14 protein-coding genes are annotated in these 17,564 nt (G+C 71.2%); 5 read left to right on the top strand and 9 right to left on the bottom strand.

What is annotated here, in order from left to right; translation table 11 throughout:
- Positions 1-10: 10 nt before the first annotated feature.
- The 3 genes from rpoB to pxpA all read right to left on the bottom strand — a co-directional run bounded on the left by rpoB (position 11) and on the right by pxpA (position 6,136).
- Complete coding sequence (gene rpoB / locus IFU19_RS08060) at positions 11-3,508, bottom strand: DNA-directed RNA polymerase subunit beta (RefSeq protein WP_192013410.1); 3,498 nt, start codon at positions 3,506-3,508, stop codon at positions 11-13.
- A gap of 271 nt (positions 3,509-3,779) precedes the next feature.
- Positions 3,780-5,372: an urea amidolyase family protein gene (locus IFU19_RS08055; RefSeq protein ID WP_192013409.1), complete on the bottom strand. Its 1,593-nt coding sequence runs from the start codon at positions 5,370-5,372 to the stop codon at positions 3,780-3,782.
- Between the two features lie 11 nt (positions 5,373-5,383).
- On the bottom strand, positions 5,384-6,136 hold the full coding sequence (gene pxpA / locus IFU19_RS08050; protein ID WP_192013408.1) for a 5-oxoprolinase subunit PxpA: 753 nt from the start codon (positions 6,134-6,136) through the stop codon (positions 5,384-5,386).
- A gap of 240 nt (positions 6,137-6,376) precedes the next feature.
- Between pxpA and IFU19_RS08045 the strand changes: the two genes are divergently transcribed.
- Positions 6,377-8,044 carry an ABC transporter ATP-binding protein gene (locus IFU19_RS08045; RefSeq protein WP_055833549.1) on the top strand — a complete coding sequence of 556 codons (1,668 nt, stop codon included), beginning with the start codon at positions 6,377-6,379 and terminating at the stop codon, positions 8,042-8,044.
- 281 nt (positions 8,045-8,325) lie between these two features.
- Here IFU19_RS08045 and IFU19_RS08040 read toward each other — a convergent pair whose 3' ends face one another.
- The 3 genes from IFU19_RS08040 to IFU19_RS08030 all read right to left on the bottom strand — a co-directional run bounded on the left by IFU19_RS08040 (position 8,326) and on the right by IFU19_RS08030 (position 12,041).
- Positions 8,326-9,231, bottom strand: a complete 906-nt coding sequence (locus IFU19_RS08040) for an ABC transporter permease (RefSeq protein ID WP_235560547.1) — start codon at positions 9,229-9,231, stop codon at positions 8,326-8,328.
- 53 nt (positions 9,232-9,284) lie between these two features.
- Entirely contained in the window at positions 9,285-10,289 is a 1,005-nt protein-coding gene (locus IFU19_RS08035; protein WP_055833544.1) for an ABC transporter permease, read from the bottom strand.
- A gap of 84 nt (positions 10,290-10,373) precedes the next feature.
- Positions 10,374-12,041, bottom strand: a complete 1,668-nt coding sequence (locus IFU19_RS08030) for an ABC transporter substrate-binding protein (RefSeq protein ID WP_192013407.1) — start codon at positions 12,039-12,041, stop codon at positions 10,374-10,376.
- A gap of 324 nt (positions 12,042-12,365) precedes the next feature.
- On the opposite strand from IFU19_RS08030, the gene IFU19_RS08025 reads away from it, so the two are divergent.
- The 3 genes from IFU19_RS08025 (at position 12,366) to IFU19_RS08015 (ending at position 14,373) form a co-directional block, all read left to right on the top strand.
- A complete protein-coding gene (locus IFU19_RS08025) occupies positions 12,366-13,232 on the top strand; it encodes a spermidine synthase (RefSeq protein WP_055833538.1) in 867 nt (288 codons plus the stop codon).
- A 94-nt stretch (positions 13,233-13,326) separates the two neighbouring features.
- Complete coding sequence (locus IFU19_RS08020) at positions 13,327-13,854, top strand: tetratricopeptide repeat protein (RefSeq protein ID WP_055833535.1); 528 nt, start codon at positions 13,327-13,329, stop codon at positions 13,852-13,854.
- A gap of 30 nt (positions 13,855-13,884) precedes the next feature.
- Positions 13,885-14,373, top strand: coding sequence for a SprT-like domain-containing protein (locus IFU19_RS08015; RefSeq protein ID WP_192013406.1), 489 nt, complete (start codon positions 13,885-13,887; stop codon positions 14,371-14,373).
- Positions 14,374-14,380: 7 nt separating this feature from the next.
- On the opposite strand, the gene IFU19_RS08010 is transcribed toward IFU19_RS08015, so the two are convergent.
- Positions 14,381-15,004 carry a 2-phosphosulfolactate phosphatase gene (locus IFU19_RS08010; RefSeq protein ID WP_192013405.1) on the bottom strand — a complete coding sequence of 208 codons (624 nt, stop codon included), beginning with the start codon at positions 15,002-15,004 and terminating at the stop codon, positions 14,381-14,383.
- An 85-nt stretch (positions 15,005-15,089) separates the two neighbouring features.
- Here IFU19_RS08010 and IFU19_RS08005 point away from each other — a divergent pair, with 85 nt between their 5' ends.
- Complete coding sequence (locus tag IFU19_RS08005; protein ID WP_192013404.1) at positions 15,090-15,596, top strand: hypothetical protein; 507 nt, start codon at positions 15,090-15,092, stop codon at positions 15,594-15,596.
- Between the two features lie 55 nt (positions 15,597-15,651).
- Here the strand turns inward: IFU19_RS08005 and IFU19_RS08000 are convergent, their stop codons facing one another.
- Together IFU19_RS08000 and IFU19_RS07995 are read right to left on the bottom strand one after the other, a co-directional pair.
- Positions 15,652-16,299 (bottom strand): response regulator, encoded by a 648-nt coding sequence (locus tag IFU19_RS08000; RefSeq protein ID WP_055935912.1) that lies wholly within the window; start codon positions 16,297-16,299, stop codon positions 15,652-15,654.
- A 79-nt stretch (positions 16,300-16,378) separates the two neighbouring features.
- Positions 16,379-17,560, bottom strand: coding sequence for a sensor histidine kinase (locus IFU19_RS07995; RefSeq protein WP_192013403.1), 1,182 nt, complete (start codon positions 17,558-17,560; stop codon positions 16,379-16,381).
- Between the last annotated feature and the right edge of the window lie 4 nt (positions 17,561-17,564).

Raw genomic sequence — 17,564 nt, 5'->3', positions numbered from 1 at the left:
AGCTAGGAGCTCAGATCTCGTCGATCGACGAGGACTCGAAGCGGCTGGAGATGTTGATGCCGAGCTCTTCCGCAGCGCGGAAGGCGTCGTCGTCGGTGTCACGGAGGTTCACAACCGTGCCGTCGGCCGAGAGGACCTCGACGTTCAGGCAGAGCGACTGCATCTCTTTCATGAGCACCTTGAACGACTCGGGGATGCCGGGCTCCTGGATGTTCTCGCCCTTTACGATGGCCTCGTACACCTTCACGCGGCCGAGGATGTCGTCGGACTTGATCGTCAGGAGCTCCTGCAGCGCGTACGCGGCACCGTAGGCCTCGAGCGCCCACACTTCCATCTCACCGAAGCGCTGGCCACCGAACTGCGCCTTACCACCGAGCGGCTGCTGGGTGATCATCGAGTACGGGCCCGTCGAACGCGCGTGGATCTTGTCGTCGACGAGGTGGTGCAGCTTCAGGATGTACATATAGCCGACCGAGATGGGCGCCGGGAACGGCTCTCCGGAGCGGCCGTCGAACAGCAGCGTCTTTCCGGTGGAGTCGACCAGACGGTCGCCGTCGCGGTTCGTGATCGTCGAATCGAGCAGACCCGCGATCTCGGCCTCGAACGCACCGTCGAACACCGGGGTGGCGACCTTCGTGCCGGGGGCGGCCTCGCGGGCAGCCTCGGGCAGCTTCGCCGCCCACTCGGGCGTGCCCTCGACCTTCCAGCCCTGCTGGGCGATCCATCCGAGGTGCAGCTCGAGCACCTGGCCGAAGTTCATTCGACCCGGGATGCCGAGCGGGTTCAGGATGATGTCGACCGGCGTGCCGTCGGACAGGAAGGGCATGTCCTCGATCGGGAGGATCTTGGCGATGACACCCTTGTTGCCGTGGCGGCCGGCGAGCTTGTCGCCCTCGGTGATCTTGCGCTTCTGGGCGATGTAGACCACGACGCGGCGGTTGACGCCCGAGCCGAGCTCGTCGTCACCGTCTTCGGCGTTGAACTCCTTGACGGCGATGATCGTGCCCTGCTCGCCGTGGGGCACCTTCAGCGAGGTGTCACGGACTTCGCGGCTCTTCTCGTTGAAGATCGCGCGGAGCAGACGCTCCTCGGCCGAGAGCTCGGTCTCGCCCTTGGGCGTGACCTTGCCGACCAGGATGTCGCCGGGGCGGACCTCGGCACCGATGCGGATGATGCCGCGGTCGTCGAGGTCCTTCAGCAGGTCGGGGCTGACGTTGGGGAGGTCACGGGTGATCTCCTCTTTGCCGAGCTTGGTGTCGCGCGCGTCGACCTCGTACTCCTCGATGTGGATCGACGACAGCGTGTCGTCCTTCACGAGGTCCTGGCTGAGGATGATCGCGTCCTCGAAGTTGTGGCCTTCCCAGGTCATGAACGCCACGAGGAGGTTCTTGCCGAGGGCGAGCTCGCCGTTCTCGGTCGCGGGACCGTCGGCGATGACCTCGCCGGCCTCGACGCGCTCGCCGGCCGAGACGACCACGCGCTGGTTGTACGACGTGCCCTGGTTGGAGCGGTCGAACTTGCGGAGGAAGTAGTCCTGCGTGCCACCCTCGTCGAGCTGGACGGTCACGACGTCGGCCGAGACCTCGAGCACCACGCCGGCCTTGTCGGCGGTGACGACATCACCGGCGTCGATGGCGGCGAAGCCCTCCATACCGGTTCCGACGATGGGCGACTCGCTGCGCACGAGCGGCACGGCCTGACGCTGCATGTTCGCACCCATGAGGGCGCGGTTGGCATCGTCGTGCTCGAGGAACGGGATGAGCGAGGTCGCCACCGACACCATCTGGCGCGGCGAGACGTCCATGTAGCCGATCTCGTCGTTCGGGAACAGGTCGACCTCGCCACCCTGACCGCGGCGGGCCAGGATGCGGTCCTCCACGAAGTGACCGTCGGCCTGCAGCGCGACACCGGCCTGAGCGACGATGTGGTCGCTCTCTTCGCTGGCGGTCAGGTAGTCGATCTGGTCGGTCACGCGACCGTCGACGACGCGACGGTACGGGGTCTCGATGAAGCCGAACGCGTTGATGCGCGCGAACGAGGCGAGCGAGCCGATCAGACCGATGTTCGGGCCTTCGGGCGTCTCGATGGGGCACATACGGCCGTAGTGCGAGGGGTGGACGTCACGGACCTCGACGCCGGCACGCTCACGCGACAGACCACCCGGGCCCAGCGCCGACAGGCGACGCTTGTGGGTCAGACCCGCGAGCGGGTTGTTCTGGTCCATGAACTGCGACAGCTGCGAGGTTCCGAAGAACTCCTTGATCGCGGCGACGACGGGGCGCACGTTGATCAGGGTCTGCGGCGTGATCGCCTCGATGTCCTGCGTGGTCATGCGCTCGCGGACGACGCGCTCCATGCGGGACAGACCGGTGCGGACCTGGTTCTGGATGAGCTCGCCGACAGCGCGGATGCGGCGGTTGCCGAAGTTGTCGATGTCGTCGGTGTCGAGGCGGATGTCGGCGGACTGGCCACCGCGCACGCCGTCGAACGACGCGTCGCCGCGGTGCAGACGCACCATGTACTTGATCGTGGCGACGATGTCGTCGACGGTCAGCACCGAGTCGCTCAGCGGCTTGTCGAGACCGAGCTTCTGGTTGATCTTGTAGCGACCCACCTTGGCGAGGTCGTAGCGCTTCGAGTTGAAGTAGAAGTTGTCGAGCAGCGCGCGGGCGGCCTCGGCGGCGACCTGCTCGCCCGGACGCAGCTTGCGGTAGATGTCGCGGAGGGCATCTTCCTTCGTGAGGATGGTGTCCTTCGAGAGCGTCTCTTCGATCGAGTCGAAGCCGGCGAACTCGGCGAGGATGTCTTCGCTGGTCAGGCCGAGGGCCTTGAGGAAGACGGTGACCGACTGCTTGCGCTTGCGGTCGATGCGCACGCCGACCTGGTCGCGCTTGTCGATCTCGAACTCGAGCCAGGCACCTCGCGAGGGGATGACGCGGGCCGACACGATGTCCTTGTCGGACGTCTTGTCGGGGGTCTTGTCGAAGTAGACACCGGGCGAACGCACGAGCTGCGAGACCACGACACGCTCGGTGCCGTTGATGATGAACGTGCCCTTGTCGGTCTGGAGCGGGAAGTCGCCCATGAAGACCGTCTGGGTCTTGATCTCACCGGTCTGGTGGTTCATGAACTCGGCCTCGACGTAGAGCGGGGCGGCGTACGTCTTGCCGCGCTCCTTGCACTCTTCGATCGAGTACTTCTCGGGCTCGAGATAGGGGTTCGTGAACGAGAGCTGCATGGTCTCGCTCAGGTCCTCGATCGGGGAGATCTCCTCGAAGATCTCTTCCAGACCGCTGATCTCGGGGACGTCGGTACGGCCGACGGCCTGAGCCTCGGCGACGCGCGCCTTCCAGGCCTCGTTACCGACGAGCCAGTCGAACGACTCGGTCTGCAGGGCGAGCAGATCGGGAACGGTCAGCTTGTCGGAGATCTTGGCGAACGAGAGGCGGGATGCGCCGCGTCCGCTCTTGGGGGTGGTGGTGGTGGATGCGGTGTTCGCAGCAGCCAAGGGAATAACCTCCAGAAGCCCGGGCGAGGGGCTCGTGATTCCTTGTCGTCAGGTGGAGTGCGTTCCTGCCCCGAAAACCCACCGTCGCACACCGCGATGAAGCGGGGACGGGCAGGCTCAGCCGACCACCATATGAGGGCAGGGGGAATCGAGGAGCGCAAAGTCCAAGCATACGCGGGAGGACGCGCCGTGTCCAGTCCGATTCTTGACGACCTCGCACACCTGCGGTATAAACGCGCACGCCTGTTCGGCGGGGCGGCCGGATCGGCGGTCAGGCACGCCGGAATCGCACCGCATCACCCGGGCGCGCCTGCGCCAGCGCGTCGAGCGCGGCATCCGTCACCGCGGCGATCACGGGGTATCCCCCGGTCACCGGCCCGTCGGCGAGCAGCACCACCGGTCGCCCGTGCGGCGGCACCTGGATCGCGCCGGGGCGCATGCCCTCGCTGGGCAGCTCGTCGTGTCGCGTGCGCTCCAGCGGGGGTCCGTCGAGACGCATGCCCACGCGATCGGAGTGGGTCGACACGGTCCACTCCGCGTCGACCAGCGTCGCCCACGCCGCGGGAGCGAACCAGTCGGCGCGGGGACCGGCGGCGATGCGCACCTCGATCACGCTCGGCGGCACCGACCACGGGAACGCATCGACGACCGGGATCGGGGATGCCGGGTCCCCCGCGCAGACGCCCTCGCCCGCGCGGAGAGGCGCGGGGCCGAGCCCGGCCAGCACGTCGGTCGCGCGCGAGCCCAGGGCCACCGGTGCGACGATGCCGCCCCGTACGGCGAGGTAGCAGCGCAGCCCGGCGAGGACGGCCCCGATCTGCAGTTCGGCTCCGGCGGGCACGAGCACCGGCGCGTAGGCATCCACGGTCCTTCCCTCGACGCGCACCTCGGCGAACGCGCCCGTGACGCACACCCACGTGTCGCTCTCGGCCCGGGCGCGGAAGCCGCCGAGGGCGATCTCGAGGCCCGCGGCACCCCCGTCGTTGCCGACGAGGCGGTTGGCGATGCGCAGCGCGGCGCGGTCCAGCGCTCCCGAACGCGCGACGCCGAGGGCGGCGCGGCCGGGTCGACCCAGGTCCTGCACGGTGGTGAAGCCGCCGGGGGCGAGCACGCGGAGGGCGGGCGGAGGATCCGCCTCCGGCGCGGGACGAAGGGAGGGCGAGGGATGAGGGGAGGGCGAGTCACCGGCATCCCCTCCTCCGCTCGCCCCTCGCCCTCCGCTCGCCCCCGATCCCGGCGCGGAGGGTGCGGCGGCGGCGACGCGGGCGCGCTCCGCCACGAACCGCACGCGCGAGCGAGGCGGGAGAAGCACCGGGTCGGCGGCATCCGGATCGAAGAGCACGGCGTCGGTCGAGGCGATCAGGCGCCAGCCGCCGGGGGTCTCGCGCGGGTACGCTCCGCTGAACTCCGCGGCCAGAGCCACCGCCCCCGCGGGCACGCGGGTGCGCGGCTGCGCCAGGCGCGGCACGTCGAACGGCCAGTCGGCGCTGACGAGGTAGGCGAACCCGGGGGCGAAGCCCGTGAACGCCACCGTCCACTCCACCCCGGTGTGCCGAGCCACCAGATCGGCGACGCGGATGCCGAGGAGCGCGGCGGTGTCGTCGAGGTCGGCGCCGTCGTAGCGCACCGGCACCTCGACGAGGGGGCCGGGTGCGACGGCATCCGCCGTCGTGCCGGCGGCGGAGCGGATCCAGGACCGGACGGCGTCGGCCGACGTGCGCGCGGGATCGAAGCCCACGAGGACGGTCCGTGCGGCGGGGACGAGCTCGTCGACGCCGGCGGGCGGGTCGGCGGCGAGCGCGGCGTGGAGCGCCAGGACCGCGGCGAGGTCGGCGACCTCGGCGAGCACGGCCCGCTCCCCCATCGGCCGGAGCGTCACCACGGCGCGCGCACCTCGATGCCGGCGGCGTCGAGGGCCCCGCGAACCGCCCGGGCCATCGCGACCGCCGAGGGAGTGTCGCCGTGCAGGCACAGGGAGGCCGCCTCGACCGCGATGCGCGTGCCGTCGACGGCCACGACCTCACCCTCGCGCACCAGACGCAGCGCCCGCTCGGCGACGCGCGCAGGGTCGTCGACGAGCGCCCCCGGTTCACCGCGGGGCACGAGCTGCCCGTGGGCGGTGTACCCGCGGTCGAGGAACGCCTCGCGCACGAAGGGCAGGCCCGCCGCTGCCGCGGCTTCGGCGATCGCCCCCGCAAGACCCAGCACCGGCAGGGCGCGGCCGAGCCGGGCGGAGAGGTCGGCGACCGCGGCGACGACGGCTGCGGCCTGCGAGGCGTCGTCGATCACCGCGTGGTACAGCGCCCCGTGCGGTTTGACGTAGCGCAGGTCGGCGCCGGCCGCGGCGAGCGCGTCGAGCTGGGTGGCGATGCTCGCCCGGAGATCGTCCGGGGCGGGGTCGCGCCGGACACGGCCGAAGTTCGCGCGGTCGTCGTACGAGGGATGCGCGCCGACCGCGACACCGAACCGCGCCGCCCGTTCGACCGAGGCGCGCATGGAGACGGCGTCTCCGGCGTGTCCCCCGCAGGCGACGTTGGCGCTGGAGACGACGGCGAACATGGCCTCGTCGTCGGCGGTCGGCATCCCGTCGACGGTCTCGCCGAGGTCGGCGTTGAGGTCCACGCGCATGGTGCCACCGTAACGCCGCGATGCGCGCGCACGGGGGTCGGCGGCGCGGGGCGGCGCGGCCCGTCGCGGACGGTTGCCGGCGCACGGCGCGCACAGCTCCTGCACCGTCCGCGCGGCGGGCGCACACCGACGGTGAGCGGGCGCATCCGCCGGAGTCGTGCGGATCCGAGCGCGTTACGGGGGTGTGACGATCGGGCGGAGGGGGTGGGCAGAACGGGCGGCGCGGGCGAGGATGGTGGGATGACCTCCGATGTCGCCGGTCCCCCCGCTCCGGCATCCCCCCTGCCCCTTCTCTCGGTCCGTGATCTCGCGGTCGACTTCGCCACCATGGACGGCCCCGTGCGGGCCGTCGATGGGGTGGATCTCGACATCCACGCGGGTGAGACCATCGCCATCGTCGGCGAATCCGGCTCCGGCAAGTCGACGACCGCCATGGCGATCATCGGTCTGCTCGCCTCCGGGGGCCGCGTGGCCCGCGGCCAGATCCTGCTCGACGGCGAGGACCTCACCACCTTCGGCGAGGCCCGCATGCGTCAGGTACGCGGCCGGCAGATCGGCCTGGTGCCCCAGGATCCGATGTCGAACCTCAACCCCGTCGCGAAGATCGGCACGCAGGTCGCCGAGACGCTGCTCGCCCACGGCCTGGCCGAACGCGCGAACGTCAAGGGCAAGGTCGTCGAGGCGCTCGAGGCCGCGGGACTGCCGGATGCCGAGAAGCGGGCGACGCAGTACCCGCACGAGTTCTCGGGCGGCATGCGCCAGCGCGCGCTCATCGCGATCGGCCTCGCCTGCCGACCGCGCCTGCTGATCGCCGACGAGCCGACGAGCGCGCTCGACGTCACCGTGCAGCAGACGATCCTCGACCAGATCGACAAGCAGACCGACGAGCTGGGCGCGGCCGTGCTCCTCATCACCCACGACCTGGGTCTCGCCGCGGAGCGCGCATCGAGAGTCGTGGTCATGCACCGCGGGCGCGTCGTCGAGCAGGGGCCCGCACGTCAGATCCTCGAGAACCCCCAGCACGAGTACACGAAGTCGTTGGTGGCGGCGGCGCCCTCGGTCGCGGCCGTGCGACTGCGCCCCGAGGACTTCCGCGGCTCGCGCGCCGCCGAGCCGGTACGCGACCACATCGTCGAGATCTCGAACCTCACCAAGGTGTACCCGACGAGGGGGCGGGGCGACGACTTCCGCGCCGTCGACGACGTGTCGCTCGCGATCCCCCGCGGTCAGACCGTCGCCATCGTCGGCGAGTCGGGGTCGGGCAAGACCACGACCGCGCGCATGCTGCTGAAGGTCGTCGAGCCCACGAGCGGATCGATCACGTTCGACGGGCAGGACGTCGCGGCTCTGAAGGGCGACGCCCTGCGGCAGTTCCGCCAGAAGGTGCAGCCGATCTTCCAGGACCCGTACTCGAGCCTGAACCCCATGTTCACCGTCGAGCGCATCGTCGAGGAGCCCCTGTCGTTCTACAAGCGCGGCTCGAAGGCGGAACGCGCGAAGCGGGTGCGCCAGCTGATGGACGACGTGGCCCTGCCGGCATCCATGCTGCGCCGCTACCCCTCGGAACTGTCGGGCGGGCAACGGCAGCGCGTCGCGATCGCCCGGGCCCTCGCCCTCTCGCCCGAGCTGATCGTGTGCGACGAGCCGGTGTCGGCGCTCGACGTGCTCGTACAGGCGCAGATCCTCGACCTGCTGGGCGACCTGCAGCGCGAGTACGGCCTGAGCTACCTCTTCATCTCGCACGACCTCGCGGTGGTGCGCCTGATCAGCGATTACGTCTGCGTGATGAAGGACGGACGCCTGGTCGAGGCGGCATCCAGCGAAGAGGTCTTCACCAACCCCCGCGACCCGTACACGCGCCGCCTGCTGGCGTCGATCCCGGGCAACGAGCTGGGCTTGGCGGGCTGAGGCAGCTCGCGGTGCAGCGGGCGATGTCCCCCGGCACCCGCTGGCCCACGGCCCCGCGGCACGCGCGCTGAGGCATGTCCCACTTGGTGCGAGCAAAGGTCGGCAGACCTGCACGAAGTGGGACATGGCACCCACCGCCGGCGGCGCAGCGGCTCACGCGCCGGGGCATGTCCCGCTTCGTGCGAGAAACGGTCGATGACACTGCACGAAGTGGGACATGGATGCCGCGCCGACAACGCCGCGGCCCCGACCCGCGCGAGCGGGCCGGGGCCGGGCGCCCGCTACCGCGCGCGGGTGCGGGGGTCCATCGCCTCGCGGAGCGACTCGCCCAGCAGCGTGAAGCCCAGCGCGGTCACGGCGATGCAGATGCCCGGCAGGAACGCCAGCCACGGCGCGATCGCCAGCTCGGCCTGCGCGTACGTGAGCATGCGGCCCCACTCGGCGGTCTGCGGCAGTCCGCCACCGAGGCCCAGGAACGACAGTGCGGCCGCGTCGATGACGGCGGTCGCGAGGGTGAGCGTACCCTGCACGATGACCGGCCCGACGCTGTTGGGCAGCACGTGGGTCATCGTGATGGTCCGTCGACTGAGGCCCAGGGTCTGCGCCGACAGCACGTAGTCGGCGCCGCGCTGCTGCAGCATCGAGGCGCGCAGGAGCCGCGCGAACACCGGCACCTGCGACGCACCGATCGCGATCATGATCGCGAGCTGGCTCTGGCCGAGGATGGCGGCGATCGAAACGGCGAGCAGCAGGTTCGGCACCGAGAGCAGGATGTCGACGAAGCGCATGACCACCGCGTCGACCCACCCGCCGAACATGCCCGCCAGCAGCCCCAGCGCCATGCCGCCGATGAGGCCCATCGCCGTCGAGATGACACCGATCTGCAGCGACGCCTGGGCGCCCCAGATGAGCTTCGACAGCACGTCGCCGCCGAAGCGGTCGAGGCCGAGGGGGAACTCGGCCATCTCGCCCGGCCCCGGGATGTCGGTGGGCGTGATGAAGCGCTGTCCGGGCAGGGACTCGGCCGGGTACGGCGCGAGCAGCGGCGCGAGGGCCGCCACGAGCAGGAACGCCAGCACGATGATCGCGCCGATCCAGGCGACGGGACTGTGGCGGAGCCGCTGGAACACGTCCTGCCAGAATCCGCCCCCGCGCGCCTGGGCGGCGAGGAGCTGGCCGTCGACGATCGCGTTGTCGTCGACGGGACCGCCGCTGGGGGCGGGAGGGAGGATGCCGGAGCTCACTGGACTCTCACTCTCGGGTCGATGACGCTGTACGACAGGTCGACCAGCAGGTTGATGAGCGCGTACGCGATCGCGATGAAGATGATGAACCCCTGCAGCACGGGGAAGTCGCGCGTGAAGATGGCCCGCGCGAGGAACTGCCCGATGCCCGGGAAGGCGAACACCGTCTCGGTGAGCACCGCCCCCGAGATGAGCAGGCCCGCCTGCAGTCCCACGGTGGTGATGACCGGCAGCATGGCGTTGCGCAGGATGAAGCGGTTGCGCAGCGTCGAGCGGCCGATGCCCTTGGCGCGGCCGGTGCGGACGTAGTCGGCGTTCTGCACCTCGAGCACCGAGGCGCGCGTGATGCGCACGATGATCGCGAGCGGGATCGTGCCGAGCGCGACCGCGGGCAGGATCAGGTGCAGCACGGCATCCCACGACGCGTCGAACTCCCCGGTGATGAGCCCGTCGAAGACGTAGAGGTTCGTGTAGTGCGTCGCGTCGATGCGCGGGTTCTGGCGACCGTCGGAGGGCAGCCAGCCGAGCTGCACGGCGAAGACGTACTTGAGGATGAACGCCAGGAAGAACACCGGGATGGTGATCCCGATGAGGCTCAGCACGACGGCGGTGTGATCCCAGATCTTGCCGTGACGGCGCGCGGCCCAATAGCCGAGCGGGATGCCGATGCCCACCGCGACGATGAGCGCGCCGATCGACAGCTCGAGGGTGGCGGGGAATCGACGCACGAACTCCTCGAGCACGGGCCGGCCCGTCTGGATCGAGGAGCCGAAGTCTCCGGTCATCAGACGCCCGAGCCACGTGAAGTACTGCACGTAGAGGGGTTCGTTGAAGCCGTAGAGCTCGTTGATGCGAGCGACGGCGGCGGGGGTGGCCCGCTCACCCAGCAGGGCGACGGCGGGGCCGCCCGGGAGCGCGCGCACCCAGGCGAAGAGCAGGACGGACAGACCGAACAGAGTGGGGATGAGCAGGAGCAGGCGCCTGCCGATGGTGCGGAGCACGGGTTCTCACAGGGTGTCGGGAACGGGGGGACGCGGAACCGCGGGCCCCGGCGTCGTCACGACGCGGAGCCCGCGGCATCCGGATCACTCGGTGAGTTCGATCTCGTTGTAGACCTCGTCCTGCACGGGGCTGGCGGGGTACGACTTCACCCGGGGTGCGAACGCGAGCGTCGGCACGGGGTTGGCCAGCGGGATGCCGGGGAGGAACGTCGCGATCTGCTCGTTGACGGCCTGGTAGGCCGGGTCCTGCTCGGCCTCGGTCGCGAGGCCGCGGGCCGAGGTGAGAGCCGAGAACAGCTCCGCGTTGTCGAAGCCCCACTCGTTGGACGTGCCGCCGAAGAACGTGCCCACGAAGTTGTCGGGGTCGTTGTAGTCGCCGGTCCAGCCGAGCAGATGGATGCCGTGCTCGCTGCCGCCCTGGATCAGGTCGAGGTACTCGCCCCACTCGTTGGACACCGGGTTGAGCACGATGCCGACGGCCTGCAGCTGCGACTGGAGGTTCGTGAAGATCTGCTCGGGGTTCGGCATGTACGGGCGCGAGATGTTGACCGGGTAGTTGAAGGTCAGCGTCAGCGGGTTGGCGTCGGTGAAGCCGGCTTCGGCGAGCAGGGCCTTGGCGGCGGCCTGGTCGAAGTCGTACGTGGTCACGCCGGAGTTGAAGCCGATGACGCTTTCGGGCATGAACTGCGAGGCCACCGTGGTGCCCTCGGGCAGCACCTGGGTGACCAGCTGCTGCTTGTCGATGGCGTGGGCGATGGCCTGGCGCACGCGGATGTCGCCGAGCGCCGGGTCGGCCTGGTTCATGCCGAGGTACAGGATGTTGAACGGGTCGCGGTTGGTGAGCATGTAGCCCGCGGACTCGAGCGCGCCGAGGTCGGCGGGGGCCACGAGGTCGTACCCGTCGATCGAGCCGGACTCGAGCGCCTGGCGACGAGCCGTGGTGTCGCCGATCACGCGGAAGATGACCTTCTGCACCTGGCCCTGGTCACCCCAGTAGCCCTCGTAGGCGTTGACGGTCGCCTCGGCGCCGGGCTCCCACGAGTCGAACTGGAACGGACCCGTGCCGGTGGGGTGGCCCTGGGCGTACTCGCTGAGGGTCGGCGCCTCGGAGGTTCCGCCCACCTCGTCGGCCTGGTACTCCTGCAGCGCGGTGGGGCTCTGCATCGCGAACGCGGGCAGCGACAGCGCGGGGATGAAACCGGCGAACGGTTCGGTCAGCGTGATGGTGACCTCGGTGGGGCTTCCCACCTCGCAGCCGCCGTAGATCGAGGTGCCGGTGTCGGCGTATCCGCGCATGATCTTGCCCCAGTAGTAGGACAGGCTCTCGGACTGCGCGATGCCGGTGAAGTTGTTCTGGCGATCGAAGTTGAAGCAGACGGCGTCGGCGTTGAACTCGGTGCCGTCGTGGAAGGTCACGCCCTCTTTGAGCGTGAAGGTGTACGACAGGCCGTCGTCCGACTGCTCCCAGCTCTCGGCGAGCATGGGGGCGGGGTCGGCGGTGCCCGACTCCACGCCGACGAGGCCCTCGAAGATCTGGCGCGAGATGCGGAACGACTCTCCGTCGCTGGCGAAGGCGGGGTCGAGGCTGGACGGATCGCCCGAGGCGCCGAACACGAATGTGGAGTCGACGTCACCGCCGGCGTCGCCGCCGCCGTCGTCGTCGCGCTGACTCGTGCAGCCCGACAGGGCGAGCGCGCCGATGGCGACGGTGGCGCCGCCGACGAGCAGACGTCGTCGAAGAGAACTGAGCATTTTCGGTACACCTTCCGGGGGGAAAGGGAGGAGAACGACGGCGCTGTCACGTCATCGTGCCGCGCTCCGCTTGCTGTGTTCCCCCGACCGTACAGGGCGGGCGGCGTCGTGCCCATTGCCCGCGTGTATCGATCGTGTTTCGAGAATCCGGCATCCTGATGCCCTCGCAGGCCACCGATGGCGCATTCCGCCCATCCCCCCGCCGCCGCGGTGCGCACCCTGCCCGCCTCGGGCAGCGCGAGGAGCCGAGAGTCGTCGCTTCGCGGCCAATGCGTGCGTCGGGGTTCGGCATCTCGCGCGACGGGGCCCGGCTAGCGTGGAGGGATGGCACGCATGCGCATCGAACCCGACGACGCCCCCACGGCGCGACTGTCGGACGGATCGACCGCGCGGGTGTCGCCGTCGGGCTTCGTCTCGGGATGGGAGCTGGTCGTCGACGCGACCCCCCAGTCGCACGTCGACCTCGACGATCCCACCCACCTGCACTTCGAATACGTCGCGCGCATGGGAGCGGTCATCGACCGCCTGCGGATGCCGGGACAGCCGCTGACCGCGGTGCACCTGGGCGCGGGGGCCCTCACCCTCCCCCGCTACGTCGAGAGCACCCGCCCCGGCTCCCGCCAACAGGTGATCGAGCTGGAGCCGGCGCTGTGGGATCTCGTGCGCGAGAACCTCCCCCTTCCCCGCGGCGCCGCGATCCGCGTGCGCATCGGCGACGCGCGCGCCGGTCTCGCCAAGCTCCCCGCCGGTCTCACCGGCGCCGTCGATCTGCTCGTGAGCGACGTGTACTCGGGCGCGCAGACCCCGGCGCACCTGACCACGGTGGAGTTCTACCGTGACGCCGCGCGGCTGCTCGCCCCCGACGGCGTCCTGCTCGTCAACGTGTCGGACGGCCCCGGCCTCGCCTTCGCCCGCCGACAGGTCGCCACGATCCGCGCGGTGCTGCCCGAGGTGATCGTGCTCGCCGAGGTGCAGGTGCTGAAGGGCCGCCGCTTCGGCAATCTCGTCGTCGCCGCCTCCGCCGCTCCCCTGCCCGTCGAATGGCTCCCGCGTCTCATGGCGGCCGGTCCCCACCCGGCGAAAGTGGCCCAGGGGGCCGAGATCGAGGAGTTCATGCGCGGGGCGCGGGCGTCCACCGATGCCGACGCGACGCCGTCGCCCAAGCCCTCGGCGTCGATCTTCGAACGGTGACGGCGGCGTGTTCGCGCCCCGACCGCGTGGCGCGGGCGTTCTGAGCGCGCCTGCCACGCAAACTGGAACTCCTGCCCGACCGAGAGGAGCGACGGTGAGCTACATCCACGGGTACGACCCCGACACGTTGCGCGAGGTCACCGACTCTCGCGAGTGCGCGGAACGACTCGAGGAGATCGGTTCGCAGCGCAGCCTCCACGCCCTGCTCGAACGCGTGTGGCTACTGAAGGTGCTCGACCGCTTCGACGAGGCGCTCGTCATCTCGGACCAGTCGGTGCGCGTCGCCCGCATGGCCGGCACCCGCCGCGACCTGCTGCGCGCCCGCATCCTGCACGCCACGATCCTGCAGTGCCGCGGGGCGTTCGCCGCCGCCGAGCAGGAACTCACCATGTGCGCCGACGAGGCCGAGGGCCAGGGGTGGGCCAGCATCGCCGCCTTCGCCCTGCAGCACCGCGGCAAGGTGCACTACGACGAGGGCGACTACGACGCCGCGCGCCGCGACTTCAAGCAGGCGCTCTTCCTGCGCCAGAACGCCGGCGCCACCGATGCGCAGCTCGAGTCGACCCTGCTGGCGATCGATGCCGCCGAGCGTCGACGCACGCGCGAGGTCGTCGCGAGCTGAGTGTCGTAGGCCCCGCCTAGGCTTCCCGTCATGTCCGATCTGCACCGCGTACGCGTCTGGGCCGAGGCGTTGATCGCCCTGCACCTCGACGCGTCGTGGACGTTCGCGTTCGACAACGCCAAGCGCCGCGCGGGTCTGTGCGACTACGGCCGCAAGCGCATCAGCGTCTCGCGCTACCTCACCGCGCGTTACGACGACGACACGAACCACCAGACGCTGCTGCACGAGGTGGCGCACGCGCTCGCCGGAGCCCGGGCCGGCCACGGCGCGGCGTGGAAACGCACCGCGCGCGAGCTGGGGTACGTCGGCGGAACGACGCACGCGGGAGAGACGGCCACCGAGCTCGCGCCGTGGGTCGGCACCTGTCCCGCCGGCCACGTCGCCTACCGGCATCGCAAGGCCACGCGTCCCACCTCGTGCGCGAAGTGCGCGCCCACCTTCGAGCCGCGCTTCGCCCTGTCGTGGGTGCGGCGCGAGATCTCGCCCGCGGTGCGCCTGGCCGCCTCCACGCCGCGCTGAGCGCGCGTCAGGGGGCGACGAACGCTCCGTCGCGCAGTACTGGCACGACCGATGCGGCGTCGCGCGCGGCCGCGACCAACACCTGCTCGCGCTGCCCGTCGGCGGCGAGCCGACGCCCCGTGCCGCTGGCCGTGAGCAGGTGGCGCACGGCCCCGCCGAGAGCGCGAAAACCCTCGCCGGCGACGGCGGCGTCGGGCGAGGCGTGGTCGATACCGAGGTCGCCCAGAGCGGCGACGACGGCCCCGGCGCCCAGCAGGTCGTCGACGGCGAAGCGGAGTCCCTCGGCGTCCGCGCCGTCGGGGTACCCCGCCGCGACGATCGAGATGCTCGTGCGCTCGCCGCGCGTGCGCTGCACCTCGAGCACGTGCGCGGCGACGGCGGCAGCGTTGCGCAGGCCTCCCACCACGACGTGCGCCCCGGTCGCGGCCGAGGCGCGGACGAGGGCCGCGGCCCCATCGTCGACGGCGTCGAGGGGCGCCCCGGCTTCGGCCGCCGCCAGGGCGCGCGCCGACAGGCCGAGGGTCTGCACGAGGACCACGACGTGGGCGTCGGCCAGGCGGGAGAGACCCGCGCCACCCCACTCCAGCCGCACCTGGTAGTCGGACTGCGAGAGGGCGGGGTGTTTCGGCATCCTTCGAGCCTAGAACGGTGGAGCGTCACCGCGTGTTCGTCAAGCGGTACCGGCGAAGACGGCCACGTCGGGCACGATCGGTGACATGCGCATTCTGCTGAAGTTCGTCATCGACTGCGACCCGGATGCCGCGTGGCGGGCGCTGCACTCCCCGCGCGCCGTCGCGGAGCTGTACGGCCCCCTGCTCGAGGTCGACGCGCTCGGCACGATGCCCACCTCGTTCGAGTCGGGGGACGACGTTCCGGTGCAGATGAGCGTCGCGGGCATCTTCCCCGTCGGCCGGCAGCTGATCTCGGTCGCCGATCGTGAGACCAACGACGGCAACGGCCGCGTGCGGGTGTTCCGGGACTGGGGGGTCCCGTTGACCGGCCCGCTGGCGAGCCTCGATGTCTGGGACCACCAGATGGCGGTCTCGGCGGCCCCGGGCGAGGCGGGCCGCACCCTCTGGCGCGAGCGACTGACCATCGGCGGCGCCGCCGCCCCGGCGCTCTGGCCGGGACTGTGGGCGACGTGGCAGTGGCGCGCGGCACGCATCCGGGCGCTCGCCCCGACCTGGGCCCACGACCCCGAGGCATCTCCCTCCACGCCCTGACCGCTTCGCGCCGGCGTGGGGTGCAGGCAGGCGCGGACTCGACGCGAGGCGCGGGTCAGGCCAGGCCGTGGCGGAACGCGAAGACCACCAGCTGCACGCGGTCGCGCAGGGCGAGCTTGGTGAGCACGCGGCTGATGTGCGTCTTCACCGTCGCCTCCGACAGGAACTCGCGCTCCGCGATCTCGGCGTTGCTCAGGCCCGCCGCGGCGAGCGCGAAGATCTCGCGCTCGCGGTCGGTGAGGCTCGCGTAGCTCGCGGGCACCGGCTCGGCGCCGCCTTCGGCGATGTGCGCGAACAGCGTCCGCGTCGCCTCGGCGGCGATCACGGCGGAGCCGGCGTGCACGGTGCGCACCGCCGAGAGCAGGAACTCGGGCTCCGAGTCCTTCAGCAGGAACCCGCTCGCTCCGCGTTGGATGGCCCGCGCGGCGGCCTCGTCGAGGTCGAAGGTGGTCAGCACGACGACGCGCGGGGGCGCGGGTTCGCTCAGGATCTCCGCCGTGGCGGTCAGGCCGTCCATGACGGGCATGCGCACGTCCATGAGCACGAGGTCGGGGCGGGTCGCCCGCACCACGTCGATGCCCTCGCGCCCGTCGGAGGCCTCGCCCACCACCTCGAGATCGGGCTGCGAGTCGATCACCATGCGGATGCCCGCGCGGAACAGGACCTGGTCGTCGACGAGGACGATACGGATGGGAGCGGTCATGCGGGCGGTTCCTCTTCTGGTCGAGCGAGGGTGCGGCATCCCTGGCGCCGATCGAGTCCGGCGGGGGCGGGGGCGGGGCTCACGCCGGGCGCCCGATCGGCAGGATCGCCCGCACCACGAACTCGCCGTACTCGGGTTCGGCCGTGAGTCGGCCGCCGACCAACTGCGCGCGCTCGCGCATGCCGATGAGGCCGTGACCGCCCGGCGCGGCCGGGGCGACGGATGCCGTGGCACGGGCGTTGCGGATCGACAGCTCCACCCGGTCGGGCCACCACGCCAGGTGCACGCGGACACGTGGGTCGACGCCGTGCCGCAGGGCGTTCGTGAGGGCTTCCTGCATGATGCGGTAGACCGCGAGCTGGATGGCGGCGGGCGGCTCGCCGGGCGGGGAGGGATCGACCTCGGCCGTGACCACGAGGCCCGCCGCGCGCATGCGGGTGTACAGCGTCTCGATGTCGGCGAGGGTGGGCTGCGGCCCCTCGGCCTGGCTGTGGCGCAGCTGCGTGAGCAGCAGGCGCACGTCTCCGAGGGCGGCGCGCGCCGTCGACGAGATCGTCGAGAGCGCAGCCGTCGTGGCCTGCGGGTCGGTCGCGGCAGCGTAGCGCGCACCGTCGGCCTGCGCGATGACGACGGCGAGCGAGTGGGCGACGACGTCGTGCATGTCGCGGGCGATGCGCACCCGCTGCTGCTCGGCGATCGTCTCGGCCTCGGCCGCCCGCTGCGCCCTGCTGTTGGCGGTCGCACGCATGGCCGTGCGCACCAGCGCCCCCGACACCCACGCCAGCATGAGCGCGAACCCGGATGCCAGCAGCAACGCGGCGACCGCGAACCACTCGTTCGCGGTGAGTGGCGCCGTCACCCCGCGACCGACGAGGTACAACGGCACGATGATCGCCCCAGCGATCGCCGAGGCGAAGCCGCCCCAGAACACGCGGCGCGTCCCGTAGGCCGCGGTGGCGTAGAGCACCGCGAAGATGGCGACGTCGCTGGGCGACGGTTGCCGCCCGAAACCCATCTGCAGCAGCGCCCCCGCCCAGGCGAAGATCAGCGCCAGGGCCGGTTGCAGGCGGCGCAGCGCCACGGCCACAGTCAGGGCCACGGCCACCAGCATCCCGCCGAGCGTCTCGAGGGCCAGGTCGACGCCGGCGGTGGCGCCCGACCCGCCCGCGAGTTCCGTGGCGATGGCGAGCAGGCCGAAGACGAGGGCGATGCCGAGGTCGGTGACCAGTTGGTATCGCTGCAGCGGGCGCGGAGTGAACATCGCG

This window comes from Microbacterium sp. CFBP 8794, from assembly GCF_014841235.1.
In the GTDB taxonomy this organism is placed as follows: domain Bacteria; phylum Actinomycetota; class Actinomycetes; order Actinomycetales; family Microbacteriaceae; genus Microbacterium.
The sequence above is the reverse complement of the archived record's forward strand: the minus strand, read 5'-3'. Positions and strand labels throughout refer to the sequence as shown.